The following is a 22,431-nucleotide window of genomic DNA, read 5'->3' on the forward strand; positions in this document are numbered from 1 at the left end:
GCGCGCTCGCATCCTCCCGCGCCTGGAACACCGTGCCCGGCACAGCGCAACGCGCCTGGGTTTCCTTTCACACGCCATACGCCCACATCGTCCCCCACCGACCGTGATCCGAATGCCATATTTTCGCCTTTATACAGCAATATCTGCACGTTAAGGTCTTATTTCAAAGGCGTATATCAGACCGATTCTGCCCCCCTGCCCCGGTCTCCCGATCCCTGCTGTCGCCTTGGCGACACTTGCCGCGATTTCCATCTCCGCCCCGCGCGCTGGCCGCACTGCCCCGTGAGATGACCCGACGGCATCCGAAACCCCTGATCTATCAGCGCAGCCGCCCACATACAGCAGGCCGTCCCGCCCTGACGCCCGGAAATCCGCATGTGTCAAACCGCCGACACTCCGCGCACCTACGCCGTTGAGCGAAAAAACGGATCTACCCAAGATTGCATCAAATCAAAAAATGCAGTCGCCCCAGGGAGGTCATCATGCTGCAATTCGATCAACTCGTTTCGCTCAATTTTCAGGGCCTCGTCGTCGTCTTTGGCCGGGCCGCCAGCAGCGACAGCCCGGATATCTATTTCAATGTGCTCGGCCCCGGGAGCGATCCGGACAGCGCCGCGCTCGACTGGACCGGGTTCACGAAACTGACCTTCCCCGATCAGGTGCGGCAGGTGGGCATGGGGCTGATCACCGTGCTGGCCGATGCCGAGACCATGCAGCCCTCGACCGCGCCCTTCCGGGTGGTGACCGATCAGAAATACATCTCCATCGTGCAGCAATCGGCGCGCGGCACGCTCTATGTGAACCGCTTCCGCCTGCTCAAGACCGGCAGCGGTTCGAACCAGAAGACGGTGAGCTATACGCTCAACCCGGCCTGGGAGGTGCGCTTTGTGCGCAGCCACAAGCAGGACGTGCCGCTCGATAAATCCGACACGCAGGAATATCTCGACGCCGACGGCAAGCCGTTCCTGGAACCGGCACTCGAACTGTCCATGGTCGATGCGGTGGCCGATGGCAATTTCGACGTGCTGCTGCTGCCGGTCACCGGCTCGGAAACCCTGGCCTGGCAATTCTGGACACTGGCGCCCGACGGCGCGACGATCAACCTCTTCAACTTCCCGCCCAGCAGCGACGGGCTTTTCGACATCACCGGCAAGACGCTCGGTGAGAATTACGGCATCGCGCCGGATTCCAGCTTCACGGTGCTGCCGGAAAAGGAAGCCGATCCGCTCTCCCTCGCCGGGCCGCCCCGTGCCGCGCTCTTCGTGAAACACGAAAAGGTGGTGCAGTCGGACGGCTCCAGCATCGGTGTGAAACGCGCCTCGCGGGTCATGCTGACCCTGCCGGTGACGCTCAACGACGAGACCGAGACCGTCACCATCGACAGCGCCATCGGCAATGCCGGGACCATGGCGGCGCTCGACGGCGCGATCCTCGCCGATGCGATCGTGCCCGCCGAGTTCGATCTGGTCTTTACCACCGGCTCTTATCTGGATCTGACGCCGGGCGAGGGCGACAACCCGCTGGCCATCGCCGGCCCCTACGAGATGCATTTCATGGCCGCGCCCCGCATGCTGAGCGACGGGCTCACCATCCTTGGCGGCGATCCGGCCGCCGATCCCAAAACCGCCGCGCCCTATGTGAAAGTGGTCGATGGCGGCAAACTGGAGATCGGCTTTGGCGACGGCACGAACGCGGTGAGCTGCCGCAGCCTGCATCAGGTGCTTTTCCCGCAGACCTGGTCCGAGATCACCGTTGGCTATTCCGGCATGGGCGCCAACCCCTTCACCCTGACGGTCAACGACAACCCGGTGCCGCTCACCGCCTGCACCGCCGAGGCCGAGCCCACCGGCGCGCCCGTCACCACCATCGGCGGCGCCAGCGCCGGCTATGAGGGCGCGCTCAACCGCATCCGCATCGCGGTGGGTGGCACCGATGTGCTCGACCTGCCCAGCAATGCGGTGGATTACAGCGCCACCCCGCCGACCACCCCCAACATGATCTCCAACGGGCTGACCGCCGAGGTCTACGGACCCAAGCCCGAACCCTCCACCGCACCGGTCAGCATCAACACCAATGGCGCCTTCTATGTCGATGCGTCGGGGCTCAGCTACTATGTGGGGCTCGCCGATTTCATCGCCCCCAAGGATCCCGCCTGCCTGATCGACGGCTCGGACGGGCTGCTGCATCTCTATTACCGCGGCAAGGACGACCTGCTCTCGGTGGCGCAATATTCCACCCGTTCCGCCCGCGCGACCTTCTACGCCGACTGGTCGACCGACTGGTCCGAGAACGCGCCGCTGGCGCTCGCCCGCGAGAATGTCGCGCTATACCGCAATATCCCCAGCGAGGACTGGAGCCATGTCTCCGCGACTGTGCTGACCGCGCCCGACAATTCGCAGACCGGCTTTGTGAACTTCGTCGCCCACCGCGTCGGCACCTATATGAACGACAGCGCCATCGAGGTGACGGCCTCGGCGGTCTCGCCGCTCCTTTGCGACGTGACGGTGACCGGCCCCGAGGGCGTCGGCACCGAGGTCTGGACCGGCCTGCCCCGCGCCATCGAGCCCTTCTCGCGGATCTGGAACGGCGCCGGCGCGGGCAACCCAGACGATCAGGCGGTGCTGAACCAGTCGCGGCCCTTCTACGACTACACCGGCACCACGCTTTCGGTGCTCGCCGCCACCCAGGCGCAGGACGGCTATTTCCTCTTCACCTCGGTGCCGGGGCTGCCCCTCACCCTCGGCTCGGCCACCGTCGAAGAGGGCAGCAAACCCGATCTCGCGACGCTCACCTTCACCTCCTCGGCACCGCCGAAATGGGCCGAGGACGCTACGCTCACCCATCGCTGGCCCGACATGCCCAGCACCGCGCGCGGCGTGACCGATGTGCTCTCGGGCCGCTCCGACAGCTACGATTACAGCACGGCGGAAACCCCCGGCACCCGCGCCTATGGCCTGCCGGTGGCGCTGACCCGCTCCGACGACGCCATGGCGCATGTGTTGCTCTTTGTCCGCGACGCGCTCAATGATTTCTCCGCCACGGTGAGTTCCGGTCCGGCAAGCGACCGCTGCAATGTCGAGATCGCGGGCTACACCCTGCCCGATGTGCCGCGCGACCAGAGCGCCTTTGCCCGGGTGCTGAACGGCGACGACCCGGAATACAGCTATCCGGAGGGCTATACCGACGCGATCGTCCCGCAGATCTATGCGCTGACCAACGGGCTGACGGCCTCGGTGCTGAACGCCGACGCCGTGCGGACCTCGCCGCTCGCCTATGCCGGGCTGCTGCGCGCGCTCTATCAGGGGCCGAACTACGACAGCTCCACCATCGCGCCGATGCAGAAGACCGAGGCCGCCGCGATCCAGAAGGCCGAGCTTGTCACCGACAGCGGCAGAACCAGCGTCACCGGCTCGCGGCTCTTTGGCGCGGTGATCGCCGATCCGCCGACCAATGGCGGGCTCGGGCGGCTCTCGGACACGGCGAGCTACACCAATGGCAAGGCCCCGGTGCTGATGCCCGGCATCAACGGCGGCTGGATGCGCGTCGTGCCGCAGTTCAGCCTGCAAAACGAGGCCAGATCCGGCAGCTATGTCGGCTTCGACATCGACAAGAGCTATCCCCCGGCGCTGCAACTGGCCATCGACAGCGACCTGACCGTCGAGAGCTGGCTGAAGCCCGACGCCTCCGCGCGGGGCGAGACCTCGCGCCTGCTCACCTATAACGAGACCGGCACGCTGAAACACCCCGACCTGCCGGTGCAATACATGATGGGCACGCAGCAGGGGCCGGGGCTGATCACCGACGCCAACACCTATCTTGGCGCGTCGTTCAACTTCACCGGCCCCGACCTGACGCTGCAAACCTATGTCAAACCGGCCAGCGACACGGCCAGCGGCCAGGTGTTCATGGTCTCGGCGGTGCGCGGCGGCGGCACCTTCCTCACCCTCTCGGTGACCCCGATCGGCAAGGCCGAGCTGAGCTTCCTCGGCGGCAAGGCCACCGTGACCACCACCGGCACCCTGCCCGCCCAGACATGGAGCTGCATCACACTCTCGGTCCAGGATATCGGCGGCGGCAAGGTCGCGCTGAAGCTCTATGTGGGCGACGGCGCCCCGGTCACCGTGGAGGCCGAGAACGACTTTTCCGATCCGCTGGGCGCGCTCACGGTGGGCTCGAACACCGGCGGCGGCATGCAGGCCACGCTGAACGGCGTCGCCTTCTGGCAGCGCGCGCTCTCCGACAACGAGGTGCGGGAGAGCGTGCTCTACGGTTTCCCCGACAACGACCCGCAGCTCGGCATCCGCTGGAACCTCGCCGAGGGCGCGGGCACGCAGATCATGAACGCCGCCGCCTCCGGCCCGGATTACGACACCAAGGTCATCAACCCCGCAAGCCCCTCCTGGGACGCGGCCGGCGCCTTCGACGTGCCCTATGCCGGGCGCAACGATTACGTGCTGGTCTCCAACCGCATCGTCAAGGACTGGACCCATGTGGCGCTCAGTTCGAAACAGGGCTGGGGGCTGGCGCTCGACGGCGCCAATTCCGGCAAGGTCGCAGATAGCGACGCCTTCAACCCCGGCCCCTCCTTCGCGCTCGAAGCCTGGGTCGCCCCGGATACGGTCAACAACAAGCAGATCATCCTGGAAAAACCCGGCAGCTACTCGCTCGCCGTGACCACGCTGGGGCAGGTCTCGCTGACCGTGAAACTGACGCAGGAAAGCAGCGACTACCAGCAGCCCCCCACCCATTTCGACCACTCGGTGAGAGCGGCCATCGCGGCCGGCAAGACCTCATACATCGCGGTGAATTTCACCAGCGGCACAGTGCCCAACGACAGCGGCAGCAACGAGTTCGTCGCGCAGAAATACTTCGTCAAGGCGTCGATCTATGTCGACGGCCAGCTCGCGGCGGAAAACAATGTCGAGGATCTCGACCAGCCGGTCTCGATCTCGAACGAGGACAGCGCCTTTTATCTCGGCATCGGCGGCGCCCAGACCTTCGAATTCATCGGCAAGGTCTCGCATGTGCGGGTCTGGGGCCGGACGCTCAACAGCGCCGAGATCGCTCGGGTCAACGCCTTCCACACCCTGCCCGCCAGCCGCGACGGGCTCACCGCAAGCTGGGATTTCGACGAACAGAGCGGCACCGTCGCCAGGGATGCGGTCGGCGACAACGACATGGTGCTGAGCTCCAACCAGCTCTGGACGCTCTGGCAGGACGTGGCCAGCGCCGAGATCTGGGTCGATGGCGGCGCCAGCCTGCCGCAGCGCAAGACCGCCGCCGATCTCGGCGGCTATGGCGACAGCCAGATGACCATCGGCGGCACTCTGGCCGAGGGCAGCCTCACCCTGCCCTTCACCGGACAGTTCGACGACATCCGTCTGTTCTCGATCCGGCTCACCGGCACCCAGATCGCCGAGAGCAACAACACTCCGCTCGGCGGGCAGGAAGACGGGCTCAACGCCTACTGGATGGTCGATGCCGGCTCGGGCGGTGTGCTCTACGACATGACCGGCAAGGGCAATAACGGCAGCCTGCTGCCCAAGGCCAGGCCGCCGGTCTGGTCCGCCGGCGCCGCGCCGATCCAGAACGAGGCGGAATATGTGGTCAACGCGCTTGGCGGCGCGGTGGATTACCACAGCGCGCAAATCGCCGGGCAGCCCTCGGTGGTGGAATATGCCAGCCTCCAGAAAGATGCCTATGGCGCTGTCTATTCGGTGATGATGCGGGGGTATTTCTACTTCACCGATGTCGGCAATACCGAGCTTCAGACCGGCTACAAGGTCGGCGATCTCGACACGGTCTTTGTCGGGCAGGTGCAGAGCAAGCCCAGCATCGTCGGCTATATCGAGGGCGGCCCGCCGCTGCCCAGCGAGAACCAGACGCTGGCCTACTGGTCCGGCGACATGGGCGGCCCGGCGCGGCTCTACTCCACCACCAGCACCGTCGCCTATATCGAGAGTGAAACCAAGACCTGGTCCTTCAGCGCCAGCCAGGGCTCGACCTTCAAGGGCGAGTTCAACATCAAGGGCGGGCTCTATCAGGTCACCAAGACCGGCACCTCGGTCGGCGTCGGCGCCGAGGCCGAGACCGAAGCCCTGGAGAACAAGCTCAAGATCGGCGCCAAGCTCAAGATCGGCGGCGATATCGGCCATACCGACGGCGTCAGCCAGAGCCATTCGCAGACCCAGGCGCTGACCGCCTCGCTGACGCCCTCGGGCACCTGGGAGCCGGAGGACAATATCCTCAACCCCACGGTCGGGCGCCGCTACATCCAGAACAACCTCGGCGCGGCGATCGTGAAATCGGCCACGGCGGATCTCTACATGATGGCGCTCAAGGGCACGCAGACGCCGGTGGGCTACCAGCTCATCCCGAACGAGACGATCCCGGTCGACACCAATATCATCGACTTCCCGATCAACCCGAAATACGTCAAGAACGGTACGCTCGACGGCAAGGTGGGGCTGGTCAACGACCCCGATTATCCCAATGCCAATGCCGAGCGCGGCAGCTATTTCAAGCCGGTCGAAGCCTATGCGCTGAAACGCCGGATCGAAAAGCAGGAGCAGCAGCTCGCCGCCTATTACGATCAGTTCAGCACCGACAAATACCGCGTCATCGGCTCGCTGGGGCGGGTCAGGGACGAGCTGGGCGAAAACCCCGCCTTCAATTTCGGCGATCAGACCAACCAGCGGAGCCTGTGCAACAATTACGTGTGGTCCGCCGGTGGCGGGCTGCGCAAGGAAGAGCAGTCGGTCGCCAACAGCTATTCCGAGACCTATACCGGCGCCAGCTCGCTGACCGTCGCCGGCGGGATCGAGGCCTCCGCCGATATCGGCACACCCTTCGGCGGCTACTATATCGAAGCCGACGTTCTGCTCGGCAACACCTGGTCGATGACAGCGACCAAATCCGCCAGCGCGTCCAACGCCTTCAGCCTCGCCTGCACCGTGTCGCCGACCGAGTTCCTCTCGGCCCCGATCATGGAAACGGACGAGACCGGCACATTGCTCTTCAAGGGCTATGAGAAAACCCCCGCGCCCGGCAAGGTCGACGCCTATCGCTACATGGCCTTCCTGCTGGCGCCGGCGGCGGAGAACTTTACCGCGCTGAACCAGGTGGTCGATCCGAACTGGCTCAACAATGCCACCACGGCGGCGGCCAGCGCCATGCGCGAGGCGCTCGGCGATGCGACGCAGCCCTGGCGCATCCTTTACCGCACCACCTATGTGAGCCGCGTTCCCGCGCCGTTCCAGCCGGTCAGGGACGACACCACCAGCCCGACGATCACACCGCCCGCGAACGTGCCGTCGAATTACTGGCTGATGGCCATCGTCAACCGGTTCGTCCCCAACCCCTCCCCCACCCCGCTCGAGATCGGCACCGCCATCGACCAGGTGCTGGGCAGCCGCGCCACCCCCGGCGTGCTCAAGGATCTGATCCCCTGGTGGGAGAGCTTCTATGCCAAGGCGCAGGAGTACGGATCGGAGGAATTCATCGAGTTGGCCGAGCTTCGGGTCGACCTGCTCGACTACATGCTCTCGGCCTATGAGGCGGCGGCCTACGCCGAAAGTTAACCCCAGAAAACGCAACAGGAGGAATATGTTATGCTGAAAGATGAAACCAGCATGGTGATCACCGGGCTCTGCTCCGGGCTGACCATGAGCATTGGCGGCGCGGTGGGAACCGTGGTCTCCTACACCACGCTCACGGGCCTTTCGGGCTACGAGATCGAGCAGAAGGAAACCAGCGACGGCAAGAGCTATGACGCGCTGACCATCGTGAACGAACCACAGGCCGAAGACCCGCCCTCGGTCAAGCTGTCGCTGCTCTTCACCAGCGCGGTCAGCTTCGGCGAGCTCGATCTGGAACTGCGCTACAATGACATCCCGGTCGAGACCCAGGTCCAGGTCGCCAGCTCGCTCTCGGCGCTGTCGATCTCGCGCCGGGACATCTCGGGCGACAGCCTGATCGGCTCCGCCGCCACCGATGTCGACCCCACCGACATCACCCTCGACCTGATGCTCTGGATCCCCAAGCCCGGCGAGCTGAGCCGCGGCTCGGAAATCAGCATCTCGCTGTCGAAGATCGAGGGCGGCAGCGGCGGCCCGGTCAAGAAGACCCTGCTCGAAAAAACCGAACTCACCCTCAGCTGAGATCCAACGGAGGACACACCCATGGCACAAGAAACCTGGCCCGGAATCGTCGTGCGCTGCACCAGCGGCGAAGACGGCACCACCCCGCGCAGCGCCTCGTCGCAATCGCCCGACATCCTGATTTCCGGCACCGAGCCCTATGAGGATCCGGCCTTTCTGAAAGATCCGGCGAATTACGGAAACAGCTATGACAACTCGCTCTATATCGGGTTGCCCAATTACCTCTATGTGCGCGGCAAGAACTACACCGAGGCGACGCTCGACGGGCACTGGAACCTGTTCTACGCCGAGCCCAATATCCTGCTCTATCCCTATCTCTGGGAAGAGAACCAGCTCCGCACCTCTTTGGGCGACATGAACCCGCCCTTCTCGATCGAGCCCGGCGCCATCGGCGCCTCGACCGATCCCTTCACCTGGGTGCCGCCGGACGTATCCGATCACTATTGCCTGGTCGCCGTCGCGGCGACCCCAGATCACGGCAACCCGGTGTCCGGCGTCAACAATATCAACAGCCTGGCCGAAGTGCTCTCGACCAACGCCAATATCGCGCAGCGCAACGTGCAGATGATCCGGGGCAACGTGCCGCAGGTCGTGTCCAAGGCCCGCTTCGATCAGGGCGCCGAGGGCGCGCTGGTCGATCTCGCGGTGGTGTTCACCAATATGCCCAAGGGCAGCAGCTACACCGTCTCGTCGGGCACGCCGCTCGACGGCAAGGCGCTGTCGCACAGCGACTCCAACACCCAGGACAACAATTTCAAATACGCCTGGACCGATCTCTACATCCCGGCGCAATGGGTCACGATGTTCAACTACACCATGACCTTCGGCAGCGACTGGAGCGGTATCCCGCCGGATGCGATCCCCTCCATCGAAATCCGCAGCGAGGTTGTGATGGACCAGAGCCATCCGCTCTACGAGCTGGGGGTGGAGGCCGTCGATCCGGCGACGGGCAAAGCCCGCGTCAGCGCACGCGGAGGACCGGTCAGGATCATCACCGCCGGCTCGGTAAAGACAATCATGCCGGATGTTGGGCCAAGTTGACCGCAGGGAACTTGACGCACAACTGAAAGGCGTGAATACTCGAATTAATACTCTATTTGGTTGTGTAATTTCGCGCCCGGTCCGACGACCGGCTGCATCGAGGAGGGACAAGATGACGCTTCGATCACGATCAGTGGGCGCGGCGGTCACCCGACGCACCTTCCTCGCATCGACCGGCAGCGCGGTTGCGCTAACGGTGATGGGGGTGCCGCTGCCCTCCCCGGCGGCACCCCCTGGCCCAGCCGATATCGGCACCGACGGCTCGCCGGTGCCGGGCGTTGCCAGCCAGCGCATCGACGGGCTGGCCAAGGTGACGGGCCAAAAGGTCTATGCCCGCGATTTCAACGCCCGCGACATGCCGGGCTGGCCCGACACCCAATGGTATGCGCTCTATCTCGCAGCCCTTACGACGTCCCAGGCTTTCGAGGGGATCGACCTCTCCTCCCTGCCCGCCGAGGCGCAGCCGACGCGGGTGGTTCTGGGCAACGAGCTCAGCCCGACGATGCGCGCGCCGCAGCTCGATCTCAACCGCGACCTGCATATCGACGACCGCATCGCCGAGGAGCGCGCCCAACGGCTCAAGGCCCGCAACAGCGGCGGCGATGTCGGCAGTTTCAACCTGCCCGACGAGTTGCTGTTCGACCTGATCGTGGTTCCGGGCAATGTGCCCAATTTCCTCGGCCAGGCGGTGGCGCTGCTGCTCTTCGACAGCCTCGCCGGCTACCGTGCCGCGCGCCGCGCCATGGCCTTCAACGACGCCGCCTATCAGCGCTACGGCGCCGGCAATCAGGACGGCCCACCGCTCGGCACCGCTTTCACGCCCAAGACCACCTATGTGAAATACCGCGACCAGTTCAGCTATGCCACCGCCGATCCCGACACCTATATGGATCAGGTGCCGCAGTGGCAGGAGAGGATCAGCGACACGCTCGCCGGCGACCCCGCCCTCATCCGCCAGCCCTTCAGCGCCGAGATGCGCGCCATGGACCCGATGTTCATGGAGCCCGAGGCCGGGCTCGTCTGGATCGACAGCGGGCTCGACACCATGCATCTGGTGCTGGGCACCCAGTCGCCCGACGGCGATATCGCCAATATCCTGTCGATGTATGACAGCACCGACGCGCCCTTCCCGCTCAAGGCGGTGAACCTGACAAGCTGCTATCCCGGCGGCGGGTTCGGCGGGCGCGACAGCTCGCCGTTTTCGCTGATGCTGGCCCTTGCCGGTGCCTATTCCGGCGGCAACCCGGTGCGGCTGGCGCATGACCGCTTCGACCAGTTCCGCGTCGGGCTGAAACGCCACGGCGCCGACCTCAACGGAGAGCTCGCCGTCGACCCAAACATGCGGCTGCAATCGGTGCAGATGACGCTCACCTTCGACGGCGGCGGGCGGCGCAATCTCAGCCCCTATGTCGCCTCGCTGGGCGCGCTTTGTGCCGGCGGCTCCTACACGATCCCGATGGCGAATATCTATGCCGAGGCGGTCCACACCCAGAACGTCTCCGGCGGCTCGCAGCGTGGCTTTGGCGGGCCGCAGGCGTTTTTCGCCTTCGAGACCGCGCTCGACGATCTCGCCGCCGCGCAGGGCTGGGATCCGCTGGAGCTGCGCGCCGCCAACCTGCTGACCGAGGGCGACACCACCGTGGTCGGCGGCCCGGTGGAGCAGCCGCTCAGCCTTGCCGAGATGCTGGAAATCACCCGCACGCATCCGCTCTGGGCCGAGCGCGAGACGATCAGGCAGGACTATGCGGCGCGCGGGCTGACCTATGGCACCGGGCTGGCGCTGTCCTTGCAGGCCTATGGCACCTCGGGCGACGGTATGGTCGCCTCGGTGCTGCTGAACCGCGACGGCAGCCTGACCGTGCAATCCGACGCGGTGGATATGGGCAACGGCTCCGCCACCACGCTGGGCGTCGTGATCGGCCCGATCCTCGGCGCCAATGCGGCGCAGGTGGATATGGGCTGCTACACGCTTTTCGGCATGACCGGGCTCACCACCAGCGACCCCGAGGGTAGGCGCTGGGACAACCCGAACTGGACGGCGAAATCCGTGGGCTCCTCCTCGGCCTGCCTCACCGCGCTGCATCAGGTCCACACCGTGCGGCAGACGGCACAAGCGCTGTTTCAGGCCGCAATCCTGCCCGCCGCCGCGCAGATCTGGGGCACTCCGCCGCTTACCCCCACCGAGGTCGCCTGGCGCGACGGCGCGCTTGTGCTCACCGGCGGCGGCGGCACCCCCCTGCCCCTCGCCCAGCTTGCCGAGACCATCTATGGCAGCGACCTGCCCGCCGGCGCGCTCGGCCATGGCTATTTCCAGAACACATGGGCCGAAGCCAGTTTCCCCACGCCCGGCGGCCTGCTGCCGCTGCAACTGGACGGGCTGGCCTTCTACCCGCCCGCAGGCACCGCCCCCGTCCCGGTCACACGGCAGGACACCGTGGGCCCCGACAGTGCCAGCAAACGCTATTCGCGCTATGTCTGGGCGCCTTGCGTCAATGTCGTCGGGCTGACCGTCGACACCTCCAGCGGCGCGGTGCAGGTCGAGAACGTTCTGAGCGTTCTCAATGCCGGGCAGATCCACGTCCCTCAGCTTGTCTCCGGCCAGAGCCAGGGCGGCGTCGCCATGGCGATCAGCTACACGCTGCTCGAAGACATGCCGCCCGGCATGGAGGGCCCCGCCAACGGCATGTGGAACCTCAACCGCTATCACCTCGCCCGGGCGCAGGACGTGCCGCTGCGCACCGATTACACGCCGGGCGCGCGCGGCCAGCAGCTCATCACCCTCGCCCCGCCCCCGGGCGGCGCCCCCGCCGGGCGCGGCATCGCCGAGGCGGTCATGTGCTCGGTGCCGCCGGCGATCTCGAACGCCCTGCGCGACGCCACCGGCAAGCGCTTCACCTCGCTGCCGATCACGCCCGCGAAAATCCTGGAGGGTTTGGGACAATGATTGCCATCACCGTCAACGGCACCGCCTATCAGCTCGACGACAGCCGCTCGGGCGACAGGCTCATCGACTTCCTGCATGACGACCTGAACCTCACGGGCACGAAATTCTGTTGCGGCATAGGGGTTTGCCGGGCCTGCACCGTGCAGGTCAGCAAACCGCCCAACCCCGCGCCCTCGCCGGTGATCAGCTGCTCCACCGCGCTCGGCACGCTCGACGGATCGGAGATCGCGACCATCGAATCCGTCGCGAACGACGGTGTGCCCGACCCGGTGCAGCAGGCCTTTCTCGACAATTTCTCGTTCCAGTGCGGCTATTGCGCCCCCGGCTTCGTGATGGCGGCGCGGATCTTTCTCGACGGGCTGCGCGCCCAGCCGATCCCCGAGGGCGAGATCGACGGCGCCATGATGGAAGCGATCGGTTCGCATATCTGCCGCTGCACCGGCTACGTCCGCTATTTCGAAGCGCTGAAGCCGCTGGCGCTCGCCGCCAATGCCGGAGGGGCCGAGCTGTGAACCGTTTCGCTGTCACCGCCCTCGCGCTCGCCGCCGTCACGCCGCTGGCCATCACCTTTCTGAGCGCCCCGAAACCCGCCACCGCGCAGAGCGCCTCGCAGGTCTATGGCCAGAGCTGCGCCGCCGATATCGCCGCGATCCCGTCTTTCGACTGTGCCGAGGGCGTCACCGTGCCGGTCACCGTCGAGGGCGTGGCGGTCACCGACCGCGCCCCCGCCACCTGCGACCGCCCTGCCCTGCTCGACAATGGTGCGGGCTCCGACGGGCAATGCGTGCCGTTTTCGCGGATCCTGAACCTCTCGACCGAGACCGCGCAGATCTCTGTCATGTGCCGGCAGAAGAAATATCGCGCCGAGGGCAGCACCGAGTATGACGAGATCGACGTCATCGCCCACAACCCCGCCAGCGGCGCCACCTGCTGGTTTCAGGCCAAGGCGGCGCCCGGCAAGACGGTGAGCGGCGTCGCCGTGCCGTCCCCCACCGAAGCGGTCGATGCCAGCTTCTGGGAGGCGCCCGAGAGCGTAGTCGCCGATGGCTGCGGCAATTGCCACGACAACGACCCGTTCATGTATTCGCCCTTTGTCGGGCAGGTCTGGGCGCATGTGCCGGTGAACCCGTTCGGCCCTTATGGCCATGTCGATCCCGGCTTCGGCTTTGCCGCCTGGCCGACGCAGGCGATGAACATGCGCGACAGCACCTGCACCGGGTGCCACCGCATCGGCTCCGGTCTGCTGAGCCCGCCCGATCAGGGCAGGGAAAAGCCCGGCTCCTGCGGCCAGCTCGCCGCCTGGATGACCGGGCTCGCAATCCCCGCCGGCGCCGATGCAGAGGCCGCCGCCTATCCGCTCAGCCACGCCATGCCGCCGGAATTCGGCGGCACGGAGGACGCCTGGAACGTGATCTATGCGCAAGCGAGCACCACCGTGCAAACCTGCTGCGCCGATCCGACGCAGGAGATCTGCGCGCTCACACCGATCCGATCTTATCTCGACGGTCTTTCCGCAAAATGAAGAATTCGGTCAGCTACCCACATTTGATGAAGGCAAAGATCCTCGCGGATCTGCCGACCGAAAAGAAGATGTCCTTCCTGAACCAGTGCTCGGTTCGTGTGGTGCATGACCCCGAGCGCATCCTGATCCAGGGCGACCGGCCGCAGGGCATGTTCCTCGTGGCCCATGGCCGGGTGGATGTGGCGCATTCCGGCGAGCATGGCGAGCAGACGGTGATCTGCCATATCGGCCCCGGCGATGTGGTGGGCGAGATCGAGACGACCTCGGGCATGCCCTGCGTCGCCACCTGCACCGCCCTGCCGGTCACCACGCTGCTCTTCTGCCCGACGCCGCTGCTGTATGAGTTCCTGAAACACCCGGTCTTCATCCGCAACCTCGCCGCGGTCTTCACCACCCGCATCGCCCGCGACAACCAGTCCAAGGCGACCGACCAGCATCTGACGGTGGACGAAAAGATCGGCCTGCGGCTGCGGCAGCTCTCGCAAGGCAGCGACCGCATCCGGGCGAGTCAGGCCCGTCTGGCCGAGATGGTGGGCTGCTCGCGCCAGACCATGAACAAGTCTCTGGGCCGGCTGCGCGACGCGGGCATCATCGACATTCGCAAGGGCGAGGTGCGGGTGCTGCGCCCCGAGGCGCTGACGCGGGTGAACGGGCAGACGGTGCACTGAGCCCCCCTGCCCCGCCCATGTGTCACCATTCCACCGTGATCTCGTCCACATCCGCATCCACCGCCTGCGCCGCCGCGAGCAGCCAGGCGGTGAGATGGGTGGCGACATAGCTGGCGTGAAAGCGCGAGGGCGCGGTGAGACAGAGCCGCCCGCCATCGCGCCCCCGCCGTTCCAGCCCCGCGACCCAGGCGGCGTAGCGGGAGGGATCTTCGGTATGCAGCACGCCCCTGGCCAGCGCCCATTCGGTGCCGCCCGTGAGATCCGGCGCCTCCCCCCTGCCCTTCACCGGCAGTGGCACGACCTTGCTTTCCGGCGCCGCTTCCGGCCCGCTCAGCCGCTGCTCCAGATCGGGGCCGACATCGGCCCAGCGGTCGCGGCTGTCTTCGAGAATCCGGGCGATACAGAGACTGTATTCGCTGACCCTGCCGCGAGCGCCCTGACGCGTGACCTCGAGCCAGCCCATGGCGCGGAGCTTGGCCATCTCGCGCTTGACGGTGCGTTCGTCGACCTGCCAGAGCCGGGCAATCTCGCGCTGCCCGACGGCAAGCTGATCGCGGCCCCAGTTGTAGCGCGCGGTGATCAGCGTCATCAGCCGCAGGACCAGCCGCTGACGGCCTTTCTCCTGCGCCAGCGCATAGGCGCCCATGACCGTGAGCAGGTCGTATTTCAGAGCCGCGGCATTGCGCCTGGCCGGTTTTGTGGCAAGCATGCCCGCTGCCCCCTGCAACTGTCCGTCCCCGCGGGGACTGCCTCGAATATGCGGGCTCTTGCGCGGCCCTAGGGATCGGCGCGCTGCATTCTCAGCGTTCTTTCCCGATCTTCGCCTATTAGCGTCCGGAAGAACGATTCTGTCAAGCTTTGAGCGAAAAGCGTCCTGTTTCGATTTCAAATCAGAAAGAAAAAATCGGTATTAAGGTATTGGGTGACAGTCTGGGTGTCCCCTATTGGGCTGAAAATGTCCCCCAATATATGGTGGGCGCCGATCCGCTGTCCCTCATTATTTCCGCCCGACATCAAGAGATTATCGAATCGGTGGCGGTGCTTGCACGGCAGGCATGCCCGCCCGTCGTGGCCTTTGTTTTGCAGGGCGTTAAATTCTTTCGTTTTGCATAATTCGTTTTGCACGGAATGTAAATCCATCGTAAAAACGGAAGCGTGAGAAATTTGCGTCCCGCAGAGCCGGCGTTTGGCTCGAACGAAAGGCGGAGTACCGTCCCCGGGGGCGTCCAGGCAAAGCGTCCCCGCGGGGACAGGAGGCAAGATGTTTACACATGAAGACCTGTCGAGGTTGCAGACCCAGTCGCTCAAGATGCAGGGGTTCATCCGGCAGCAGACCTTTTCGCCGGAGATGACCAAGACCCTGCGCCGGTTTTCGAGCTGGGAGGTGGCGGAGCTGATCCTGAAGGTGAACCAGTCGACCCTGCGCGGCCGCATGGCCGCCGACCCCACTTTGCCTCAGGGGCTGGTGGAAGAGGACGGTCGCCAGCGCTGGTATGCGCTTGAGGAGATCAACGAGATCCGCCGCCGGCTCAAGGTGAACCGCAAGAGCCTGATGCCGCACCGCCCTGCCGGTAAGCGCGCCTTCCGAACCGCCATCGCCAATTTCAAGGGCGGCGCCGGCAAGTCGACCGTGGCGCTGCATTTCGCCCATGCTGCAGCGCTCGACGGTTACCGCGTGCTTTGCGTCGATTTCGATCCGCAGGCGACGCTGAGCCACTCCATGGGGCTGAGCGATGTGACCGAGGAGTATACGGTCTGGGGCATCATGGCGCGCGATCTGGTGCGCGAGACCGAGCGCATGAACGCGGCCGTGCGCGGCGCCGAAAGCGGCTCTGCCCTGCCCCAGCGGCGCCTGCCAGAGGCGATCACCGGCATGGGGCTGCGCGACCTGCGCGTCGCCGATTTCATCAAGCCGACGAGCTGGCCCACCATCGACCTCGTGCCCTCCTGCGCCAATGCCGCCTTTGTCGAATTCGCCAGCGCGCAGTACCGGCATCTCAATCCCGAATGGTCGTTCTTTGCGGCCGTGTCGCGCTATCTCGATGCGCTGCCGGTCGATGCCTATGACATGGTGATCTTCGATTGCCCGCCGGCCATCGGCTATCAGAGCATGAACGCGGTCTTTGCCGCCGACATGCTCTATATCCCCTCCGGGCCGGGCTATTGGGAGTACGATTCCACCACCTCGTTCATCGGGCAGCTCTCCGAGGCGCTGGCCGATCTCGGCGGGTTCGAGGACGCTGTCCCCGCGGGGACACTGCATCTGCCGAAGGTGTTTTACGACATCCGCTTCCTGCTGACGCGCTACGAGTCGGGCAACGATCTGCACCGGGCGATGCGTTCAGCCTTTCAGAAGGTTTGGGAGGATAGGGTCACCGAGCACCCGATCGAGATGACTCGCGCGGTGGAGCAGTCGGGCCGGTTCCTGAGCTCGATCTACGAGATCGATTACCGGGAGATGACGCGCGAGACCTGGCGCCGCGCGCGCACATCCTTCGACCGGGCCTATGAGGAGTTCCGCGGCCACGCGCTGGCGGCCTGGGACAAGCTGGAGGATGAGGCATGAGCAAGAAACGCGGTTTCGACATCGACTTTCCCGGCACTGCCGACGGCACCTATACCGGCGGGCAATCCTCGGGGGCGCGGCGCGGGCCGATGGCCTCGGCGATCAACGAGAATGCCGAGGCGCTGCGCGAACGCGCCGCCGCCGAGCGCGCGATCCGCGAGGAAAACGACCGGCTGGCGCATGAGCATGTGCGGCTCAAACGCGCCGGGCTGATCACCGATCTGGTGCCGCTCGACGCGATCCGCACCGACAAGCTGACCCGCGACCGCAGCCTCGCGCCCGATCCGGAGATCGGCGAGCTGAAGGACTCGATCCGCGAGATCGGCTTGTCGAACCCGATCCGGGTGGAGCCGGATGGCGACGGGTTCGAGCTGGTGCAGGGGTTTCGCCGGCTGACCGCATTCCGCGAGCTTTACGCGGAGACCGGCGACGAGGCTTTTGCGCGGATACCTGCGGGGCTGGTGGCCTCGGGCGAGGCGCTGGAGGGGCTCTATCGCCGCATGGTCGACGAGAACCTGGTGCGGCGCGGTGTGTCCTTTGCGGAGATGGCGCAGCTGGCGCTGAACTTCGCGCGCGACCCGGGCACGGCGGCTGAGGATGTCGAGGAGGCGGTGGCGCTGCTCTACGCCTCGGCAGGGCGGCAGAAGCGAAGCTATATCCGGCATTTCGCAACGCTGCTCGATGCCATTGGTGATCAGTTGCGGCATCCGGAGGCGATTCCGCGCAAGCTTGGGCTCGATCTGGTGCGGCAGATCGGGGTGGAGGACGGCTTTGCCGAGCGGCTGCGCGCGGCGCTGGACGCGGCGCCCGAGGGCAATGCCGAGGCGGAGCTGGCGCGGCTTCAGGCGGCGCTGGGTCCGGAACCGGAGCCCAAGCCAGAGCGCAAGCCGGAGCGGCGTACGGGGCAGGGCGATGCGGACAGTGCCGCCAAGACGGTGCTGCGCTGCACTGTCCCCGCGGGGACAGTCCGATGTGCTGCGCGGGACGGCAAGGTCGAGTTGCAGATGGAGCGCGATTTTTCCAGCATCGACCGGCACCGGCTGGAGGCGGCGGTGGCGGCGTTTATGGCAGCGCTGGATAGCTGAGGTCTGATTGAGCGGAGTTTTGGAGGCGCGGGCCGGGTGGCTCGCGCCTTTTTTGCGTTTGGGGCAGGGGGAGCATTGATGGATTTACGGAGGATGACGAGGAGTTCCATGTGGATGCTGTATATAGAGCGAAGCGCAACCTATTGTGGTGGAGGCCCGTTTCGGCATCTATATGCGGTGTTCGTCGTTGGACCGAGGGTGCAATGCGATGTGTTTCTTCGTCCTGCGTGAGAGATACGGCGTTTAATGCTTTGAAAGGGCAATATTTTTCCGTTTGTAGCGCATTCGGGCGCCAAGTTTTGTCGTTTCTGTCGGGTAGGGCAGGGGGCTCGCGCAGCGGTGGGCAGATTGCCCACCCTACACTGGGCGGCGCGGCGATTTGGTGACGCAAGCGCGAAGTGTTGAAATTGTGCGGGCTTGGCAGGGATAAAGTAGAAGATTCACAAGGCAGATCGCCAACCTTGGGCAGGGGATGGCGTGGCTTACCCAGGCATACGCTGTAGGGTGGGCAATCTGCCCACCGCTCGCGAAGGCAAAAAGAAAACGGGCCCGGCAGGGCCGGACCCGTTTCGCGAACACCTGAGAGAGGTGCGCTCAGATCGAAACCTCGCGGTTCTTCTGCGCCTTTTCCCAGGGCATGGCGTATTTCGCCAGCACGCCGACGCCGGTGTTCATCAGCACCGAAAGCGTGATGATCGCCACCAGCGCCGCGAACACCCCCGCCGTGTTGAACTGCGCCGAGGAATGCGAGAGCAGATAGCCCAGACCCCGGTTCGCCGCGATCATCTCGCCGACGATGGCGCCGATCATCGCGTAGGGCACCGAGAGCCGCAGCCCGGTAAAGACCCAGACGATGGCCGAGGGCACCACCACCTTGCGCAGCACATGGCGTTCGTTGGCGCCCATCAGCTTGAGGATATTCACCAGCTCGGGGCTCACGCTGCGCACGCCGGTATAGGTGTTGAGGAACACCAGAAAGAACACGATGGTCGCGGTGAGCAGCACCTTCATCTCCAGCCCGATGCCGAACCAGATGATGAAGAGCGGCGCCAGCGCGATCTTGGGGATGCTGTAGAACCCCATGATGAACGGGTTCAGCAGCTCGGCCAGTTTCTCGGCGCGCCCCAGAAGGATACCCAGCGTCATGCCCACGGCGGCACCGAGCAGGAAGCCCGCGACCGCCTCCATCGCCGTGATGCCGGCGTGAAAGAAGATCCGCCCGTCCATCACCCAGTTCCAGAAGGTGGTGAAGATCAGCGAGGGCTTGCTGATGAGATAGGGCTCGATCAGCCGACCGGAGGCGAATTCCCAGAAGCCGAGAATACCGGCGAGGATGGCGAGCCGTGCCAGGATGAGTTTCATGTCAATGCTCCTCGGCAGAGATCGCGGGGGCCATTTCGTCCCAGAGCCGCGCGGTGAGATCGACGTAATCGCGGTTGTGGCGCAGGTGGAACAGGTCGCGGTCGGGCGGCAGCGGAATGTCCAGCACCTCGCGGATCGTGCCGGGGCGGCTGGTGAAGATCGCGCAGCGGTCGGCCAGCGCCACCGCCTCGTCGAGATCGTGGGTGACGAAAAGGATGGATTTCCTGAGCTGCGTCGCGATGCGCCGGACCTCGACCTGCATCTTGAGCCGCAACTGCGCATCGAGCGCGGCGAAGGGCTCGTCGAAGAGCAGCGTTTCCGGGTCGTAGGCCAGCAGCCGGGCGAGGGCGCAGCGCTTGCGCATGCCGCCCGAGAGCTCGTTGGGGTAATTGTCGCCGAACCCCTTGAGGCCGACGAGTTCCAGCAGATCCTCGATCCGGTCGCGGATCTGTTTTTTCGACAGGCCGGCGATCTCCAGCGGCACCGCGATATTGCCGGCCACCGTGCGCCAGTGCAGCAGATGGTCGCTCTGCGTCATGTAGCCGACCTTGCGGTTGAAGGCAGAGACCTTTTCGCCGCGATAGGAGACCGCGCCGGAGGTCGGGGCAAAGATCCCGGCGGCCATGTTCAGCAGGGTGGACTTGCCGCAGCCTGAGGGGCCGACAAGGGTGATGAACTCGCCTTCATGGACGGTGAGGTTGATATCCGTGACGGCTTGCAGGGCGCCGAAGGCCTTGGCAACATTCTCGTAGCGGATGATTTCCGGTCGCGTGGCGGGGTCCGGGGCCGCGGACACGGCGGCGAGGGCGGGGGATCTGGTCACGTCTCTCTCCCTGTGACATCTGGGGCACGCCCGGCGGGATGGCCGGACGGGCGCGGCTTTTCGGGGGGCTGCAAGTCGCCGGGTCCGGACGGGCGCGGGAGGCGCACCGGGGCTTTCCGGACCCGGGAGGGGCCTATTGCAGGAAGGCGCCTTCGACGGTCGCGTCGTCGATCGGGTTTTCCTTTTCGAAGGTGTTGGTGAAGGCCACCACGCGGTCGACCTGCTCCTGCGTGATCTGGGTGCTTTCGGGCATCCCGGCGACCGCCTCGGCCCAGATCGCGTTGAACAGGCTCTCTTCGGTCTGCGCGTAATAGGCATCGTGCACACGCTGGCGGGCGATGTCGCTTTGCTCGGGGTCGTGCAGGATGTCGAGCGCCATTTGCAGCGCCTCCTGCACCTTTGCGAGCGCCTCGGGGTGATCCTCGATCCAGTCGCGCTTGGCGCTGGCGACGATGTAGAGATAGCCGTCGAGCGAGGCGACCTTGCCGGCGCCGGTGTTGAAGGCAAAGATCGCGCCCTGATCGCGGATAGCTATCTGCGGGGTGGGGGCCGATAGCGCGATGCCGTCGATCTGGCCCTGTTGCAGCGAGGCCTGATAGACGCCGATATCCGAGCCGAGATAGACGATGGTCATGTCGCGGTCCGGGTCGAGCCCGGCCTCTTCGGCGAAATAGCGGATGATGTGATCGCCGCCGCCGGGGCCGGAGGTGCCGATCTTGATGCCTTTCATCGCGGCGAGCATGTCCTCATGCGAGGAGTCCGCCGTCAGGTTGTGCTCTTCCGCCCAGTCCTTGGAATAGACGATGCTGCTGCTGTACTGGGTCAGCACGGCGCCGATCATCACGTTGTCGAGCCCCTGCTTGCGCGAATAGAGCACGCCGGTGGCCGAACCGATGCCGATATCGGCACTGCCGCCGATCACCGCCGCGACGGTCTTGGAGCCCGAGCCGGTACGGATCACCTCCAGATCGACGCCGGCTTCCTCGAAAGTGCCCATGGCGACCGCGGTAAAGAACGGCAGAAAGGCAAAGCTTTCCGTGGAATGGGCGATGCTCACTTTTTCCTGCGCCTGGGCGATCCCCGCCGTCGCAGTCAGCGCCAGAACGGCGATGGCTTTTTTGAAAATATGCAAGATTGTCTCCTCCTCTCTTGCCAGCTGCGGAGGACACGACTCGAGATCCGGCATGCCGGATGCGGGTCTTTCCCCGCCCGGGCCGGCCTCTCCTTGGCCGCCCGCGATCTTCGTGATGGTCCTCCGCCACGCACTACGCAAATGTCATGCCATTTGGGGCGATGCGCGTGTGGTGCTGTTGTTTCCTCCTCTGCGGCGCCCCGGGGTCTGTCGCAATGCGAAATGGCTCCGGTGCGGCCACTGAGGAGACATATTATCCAACTTGAACGATAAGTCCGGTCGTATTTTCTGACCCGAGGCGGCAGGAAATCCAACTTGCGGCAAAGGCGCTGCGCGGCGGACACTCGCCGTGACACGGGCGCGCCCTACGCGAGGAGGAAATGGCTATGGCACTGGCACAGAACGTGGATGAAACCGATCTGTCGCACCCGATCGGATGGGTGTTCGAGCAGCGCGCGAGGGTTGCCATCGCGGCGATGGAGCGGCGGCATTTCCGGGCGCAATACGCCCCGACCAGGGCGGCGGCGTTGCAGGCGATCCTCGATCTGATCCCCGATGCGGCGTCGGTCTTTCGCACGGATTCGGTGACGCTCGACCAGCTCGGGTTTCTGCCGGCGCTGCGGGCGCGGGGCACGAACGAGATCATGTATCCGCAGGAGAAGGACGGGCAGGGCAACAATATCCATGGCGATTACGACGAGAACAAGGAGCTCTATTTCAAGCTTCAGCGCGATGTGTTCAGCGCCGATGTCTATGTGACCGGGGCCAATGCGATCACGCTCGGCGGGCAGATCATGAGCACCGATGGCGGCGGCAACCGGGTGGCGCCGATGATTTTCGGGCCGCGCAAGGTGATCCTGGTGGCCGGCGTGAACAAGCTGGTCGACGATCTTGATGCCGCGTTCCGGCGCATCCGGCAGTTCTGCGCGCCGGTCAACGTCAAGCGCCATCTCGATATGCACAACAGGCCCTGGTATGGCGGGCTGCCCTGCGCCGAGACCGGCGTGTGCAGCGATTGCGATCATCCGCGCCGGATCTGCAACTATACCGCCATTCTGGAAAATTCTCTGCCGCGCGTGGCCGACCGGATCAACGTGATCCTGATCGGCGACAACCTGGGAATCTGAGC

At 65.3% G+C, this 22,431-nt stretch carries 15 protein-coding genes; 11 read left to right on the forward strand and 4 right to left on the reverse strand.

What is annotated here, in order from left to right:
- Window positions 1-482 precede the first annotated feature (482 nt).
- From I6N89_RS18395 to I6N89_RS18425, 7 genes are all read left to right on the forward strand, one after another.
- Window positions 483-7,580, forward strand: coding sequence for a LamG-like jellyroll fold domain-containing protein (locus tag I6N89_RS18395; RefSeq protein WP_207019975.1), 7,098 nt, complete (start codon window positions 483-485; stop codon window positions 7,578-7,580).
- 30 nt (window positions 7,581-7,610) lie between these two features.
- Complete coding sequence (locus I6N89_RS18400) at window positions 7,611-8,159, forward strand: hypothetical protein (RefSeq protein ID WP_207019976.1); 549 nt, start codon at window positions 7,611-7,613, stop codon at window positions 8,157-8,159.
- Between the two features lie 21 nt (window positions 8,160-8,180).
- Window positions 8,181-9,200 (forward strand): hypothetical protein, encoded by a 1,020-nt coding sequence (locus I6N89_RS18405; protein WP_207019977.1) that lies wholly within the window; start codon window positions 8,181-8,183, stop codon window positions 9,198-9,200.
- 112 nt (window positions 9,201-9,312) lie between these two features.
- Window positions 9,313-12,144: a xanthine dehydrogenase family protein molybdopterin-binding subunit gene (locus tag I6N89_RS18410; RefSeq protein WP_207019978.1), complete on the forward strand. Its 2,832-nt coding sequence runs from the start codon at window positions 9,313-9,315 to the stop codon at window positions 12,142-12,144.
- Entirely contained in the window at window positions 12,141-12,656 is a 516-nt protein-coding gene (locus tag I6N89_RS18415) for a (2Fe-2S)-binding protein (protein ID WP_207019979.1), read from the forward strand. Before I6N89_RS18410 ends, I6N89_RS18415 begins: the two co-directional genes overlap by 4 nt.
- The gene (locus I6N89_RS18420) at window positions 12,653-13,666 is read left to right on the forward strand and encodes a hypothetical protein (protein WP_207019980.1); all 1,014 of its coding nucleotides are present in this window, start codon (window positions 12,653-12,655) and stop codon (window positions 13,664-13,666) included. Before I6N89_RS18415 ends, I6N89_RS18420 begins: the two co-directional genes overlap by 4 nt.
- 26 nt (window positions 13,667-13,692) lie before the next feature.
- The gene (locus I6N89_RS18425) at window positions 13,693-14,334 is read left to right on the forward strand and encodes a Crp/Fnr family transcriptional regulator (protein ID WP_207019981.1); all 642 of its coding nucleotides are present in this window, start codon (window positions 13,693-13,695) and stop codon (window positions 14,332-14,334) included.
- A 22-nt stretch (window positions 14,335-14,356) separates the two neighbouring features.
- On the opposite strand, the gene I6N89_RS18430 is transcribed toward I6N89_RS18425, so the two are convergent.
- On the reverse strand, window positions 14,357-15,043 hold the full coding sequence (locus I6N89_RS18430; RefSeq protein ID WP_207019982.1) for a hypothetical protein: 687 nt from the start codon (window positions 15,041-15,043) through the stop codon (window positions 14,357-14,359).
- 149 nt (window positions 15,044-15,192) lie between these two features.
- Here I6N89_RS18430 and I6N89_RS18435 point away from each other — a divergent pair, with 149 nt between their 5' ends.
- From I6N89_RS18435 to I6N89_RS18445, 3 genes are all read left to right on the forward strand, one after another.
- Window positions 15,193-15,447, forward strand: a complete 255-nt coding sequence (locus tag I6N89_RS18435) for a hypothetical protein (RefSeq protein ID WP_207019983.1) — start codon at window positions 15,193-15,195, stop codon at window positions 15,445-15,447.
- Window positions 15,448-15,595: 148 nt separating this feature from the next.
- The gene (locus tag I6N89_RS18440) at window positions 15,596-16,900 is read left to right on the forward strand and encodes an AAA family ATPase (protein ID WP_207019984.1); all 1,305 of its coding nucleotides are present in this window, start codon (window positions 15,596-15,598) and stop codon (window positions 16,898-16,900) included.
- Window positions 16,897-17,985: a ParB/RepB/Spo0J family partition protein gene (locus I6N89_RS18445; protein ID WP_207019985.1), complete on the forward strand. Its 1,089-nt coding sequence runs from the start codon at window positions 16,897-16,899 to the stop codon at window positions 17,983-17,985. Before I6N89_RS18440 ends, I6N89_RS18445 begins: the two co-directional genes overlap by 4 nt.
- A 594-nt stretch (window positions 17,986-18,579) precedes the next feature.
- Here I6N89_RS18445 and I6N89_RS18450 read toward each other — a convergent pair.
- The 3 genes from I6N89_RS18450 to I6N89_RS18460 form a co-directional block, all read right to left on the reverse strand.
- On the reverse strand, window positions 18,580-19,347 hold the full coding sequence (locus I6N89_RS18450) for an ABC transporter permease (protein WP_207019986.1): 768 nt from the start codon (window positions 19,345-19,347) through the stop codon (window positions 18,580-18,582).
- Between the two features lies 1 nt (window position 19,348).
- Window positions 19,349-20,170: an ABC transporter ATP-binding protein gene (locus I6N89_RS18455; RefSeq protein ID WP_207019987.1), complete on the reverse strand. Its 822-nt coding sequence runs from the start codon at window positions 20,168-20,170 to the stop codon at window positions 19,349-19,351.
- Window positions 20,171-20,303: 133 nt separating this feature from the next.
- Complete coding sequence (locus tag I6N89_RS18460; RefSeq protein WP_207019988.1) at window positions 20,304-21,302, reverse strand: ABC transporter substrate-binding protein; 999 nt, start codon at window positions 21,300-21,302, stop codon at window positions 20,304-20,306.
- Between the two features lie 386 nt (window positions 21,303-21,688).
- On the opposite strand from I6N89_RS18460, the gene I6N89_RS18465 reads away from it, so the two are divergent.
- Window positions 21,689-22,429 (forward strand): lactate utilization protein, encoded by a 741-nt coding sequence (locus I6N89_RS18465; protein WP_207019989.1) that lies wholly within the window; start codon window positions 21,689-21,691, stop codon window positions 22,427-22,429.
- Window positions 22,430-22,431: the final 2 nt, after the last annotated feature.

The organism is Salipiger abyssi, assembly GCF_017311415.1.
GTDB classification, from domain to species: domain Bacteria; phylum Pseudomonadota; class Alphaproteobacteria; order Rhodobacterales; family Rhodobacteraceae; genus Salipiger; species Salipiger abyssi_A.

What these genes read in the sequence shown, in the direction of transcription:
- I6N89_RS18430 (WP_207019982.1), bottom strand. Translation starts at nt 15,043, where the DNA reads ATGCTTGCCACAAAACCGGCCAGGCGCAATGCCGCGGCTCTGAAATAC.
- I6N89_RS18425 (WP_207019981.1), top strand. Translation starts at nt 13,693, where the DNA reads ATGAAGGCAAAGATCCTCGCGGATCTGCCGACCGAAAAGAAGATGTCC.
- I6N89_RS18445 (WP_207019985.1), top strand. Translation starts at nt 16,897, where the DNA reads ATGAGCAAGAAACGCGGTTTCGACATCGACTTTCCCGGCACTGCCGAC.
- I6N89_RS18465 (WP_207019989.1), top strand. Translation starts at nt 21,689, where the DNA reads ATGGCACTGGCACAGAACGTGGATGAAACCGATCTGTCGCACCCGATC.
- I6N89_RS18405 (WP_207019977.1), top strand. Translation starts at nt 8,181, where the DNA reads ATGGCACAAGAAACCTGGCCCGGAATCGTCGTGCGCTGCACCAGCGGC.
- I6N89_RS18410 (WP_207019978.1), top strand. Translation starts at nt 9,313, where the DNA reads ATGACGCTTCGATCACGATCAGTGGGCGCGGCGGTCACCCGACGCACC.
- I6N89_RS18400 (WP_207019976.1), top strand. Translation starts at nt 7,611, where the DNA reads ATGCTGAAAGATGAAACCAGCATGGTGATCACCGGGCTCTGCTCCGGG.
- I6N89_RS18450 (WP_207019986.1), bottom strand. Translation starts at nt 19,347, where the DNA reads ATGAAACTCATCCTGGCACGGCTCGCCATCCTCGCCGGTATTCTCGGC.
- I6N89_RS18440 (WP_207019984.1), top strand. Translation starts at nt 15,596, where the DNA reads ATGTTTACACATGAAGACCTGTCGAGGTTGCAGACCCAGTCGCTCAAG.
- I6N89_RS18415 (WP_207019979.1), top strand. Translation starts at nt 12,141, where the DNA reads ATGATTGCCATCACCGTCAACGGCACCGCCTATCAGCTCGACGACAGC.
- I6N89_RS18395 (WP_207019975.1), top strand. Translation starts at nt 483, where the DNA reads ATGCTGCAATTCGATCAACTCGTTTCGCTCAATTTTCAGGGCCTCGTC.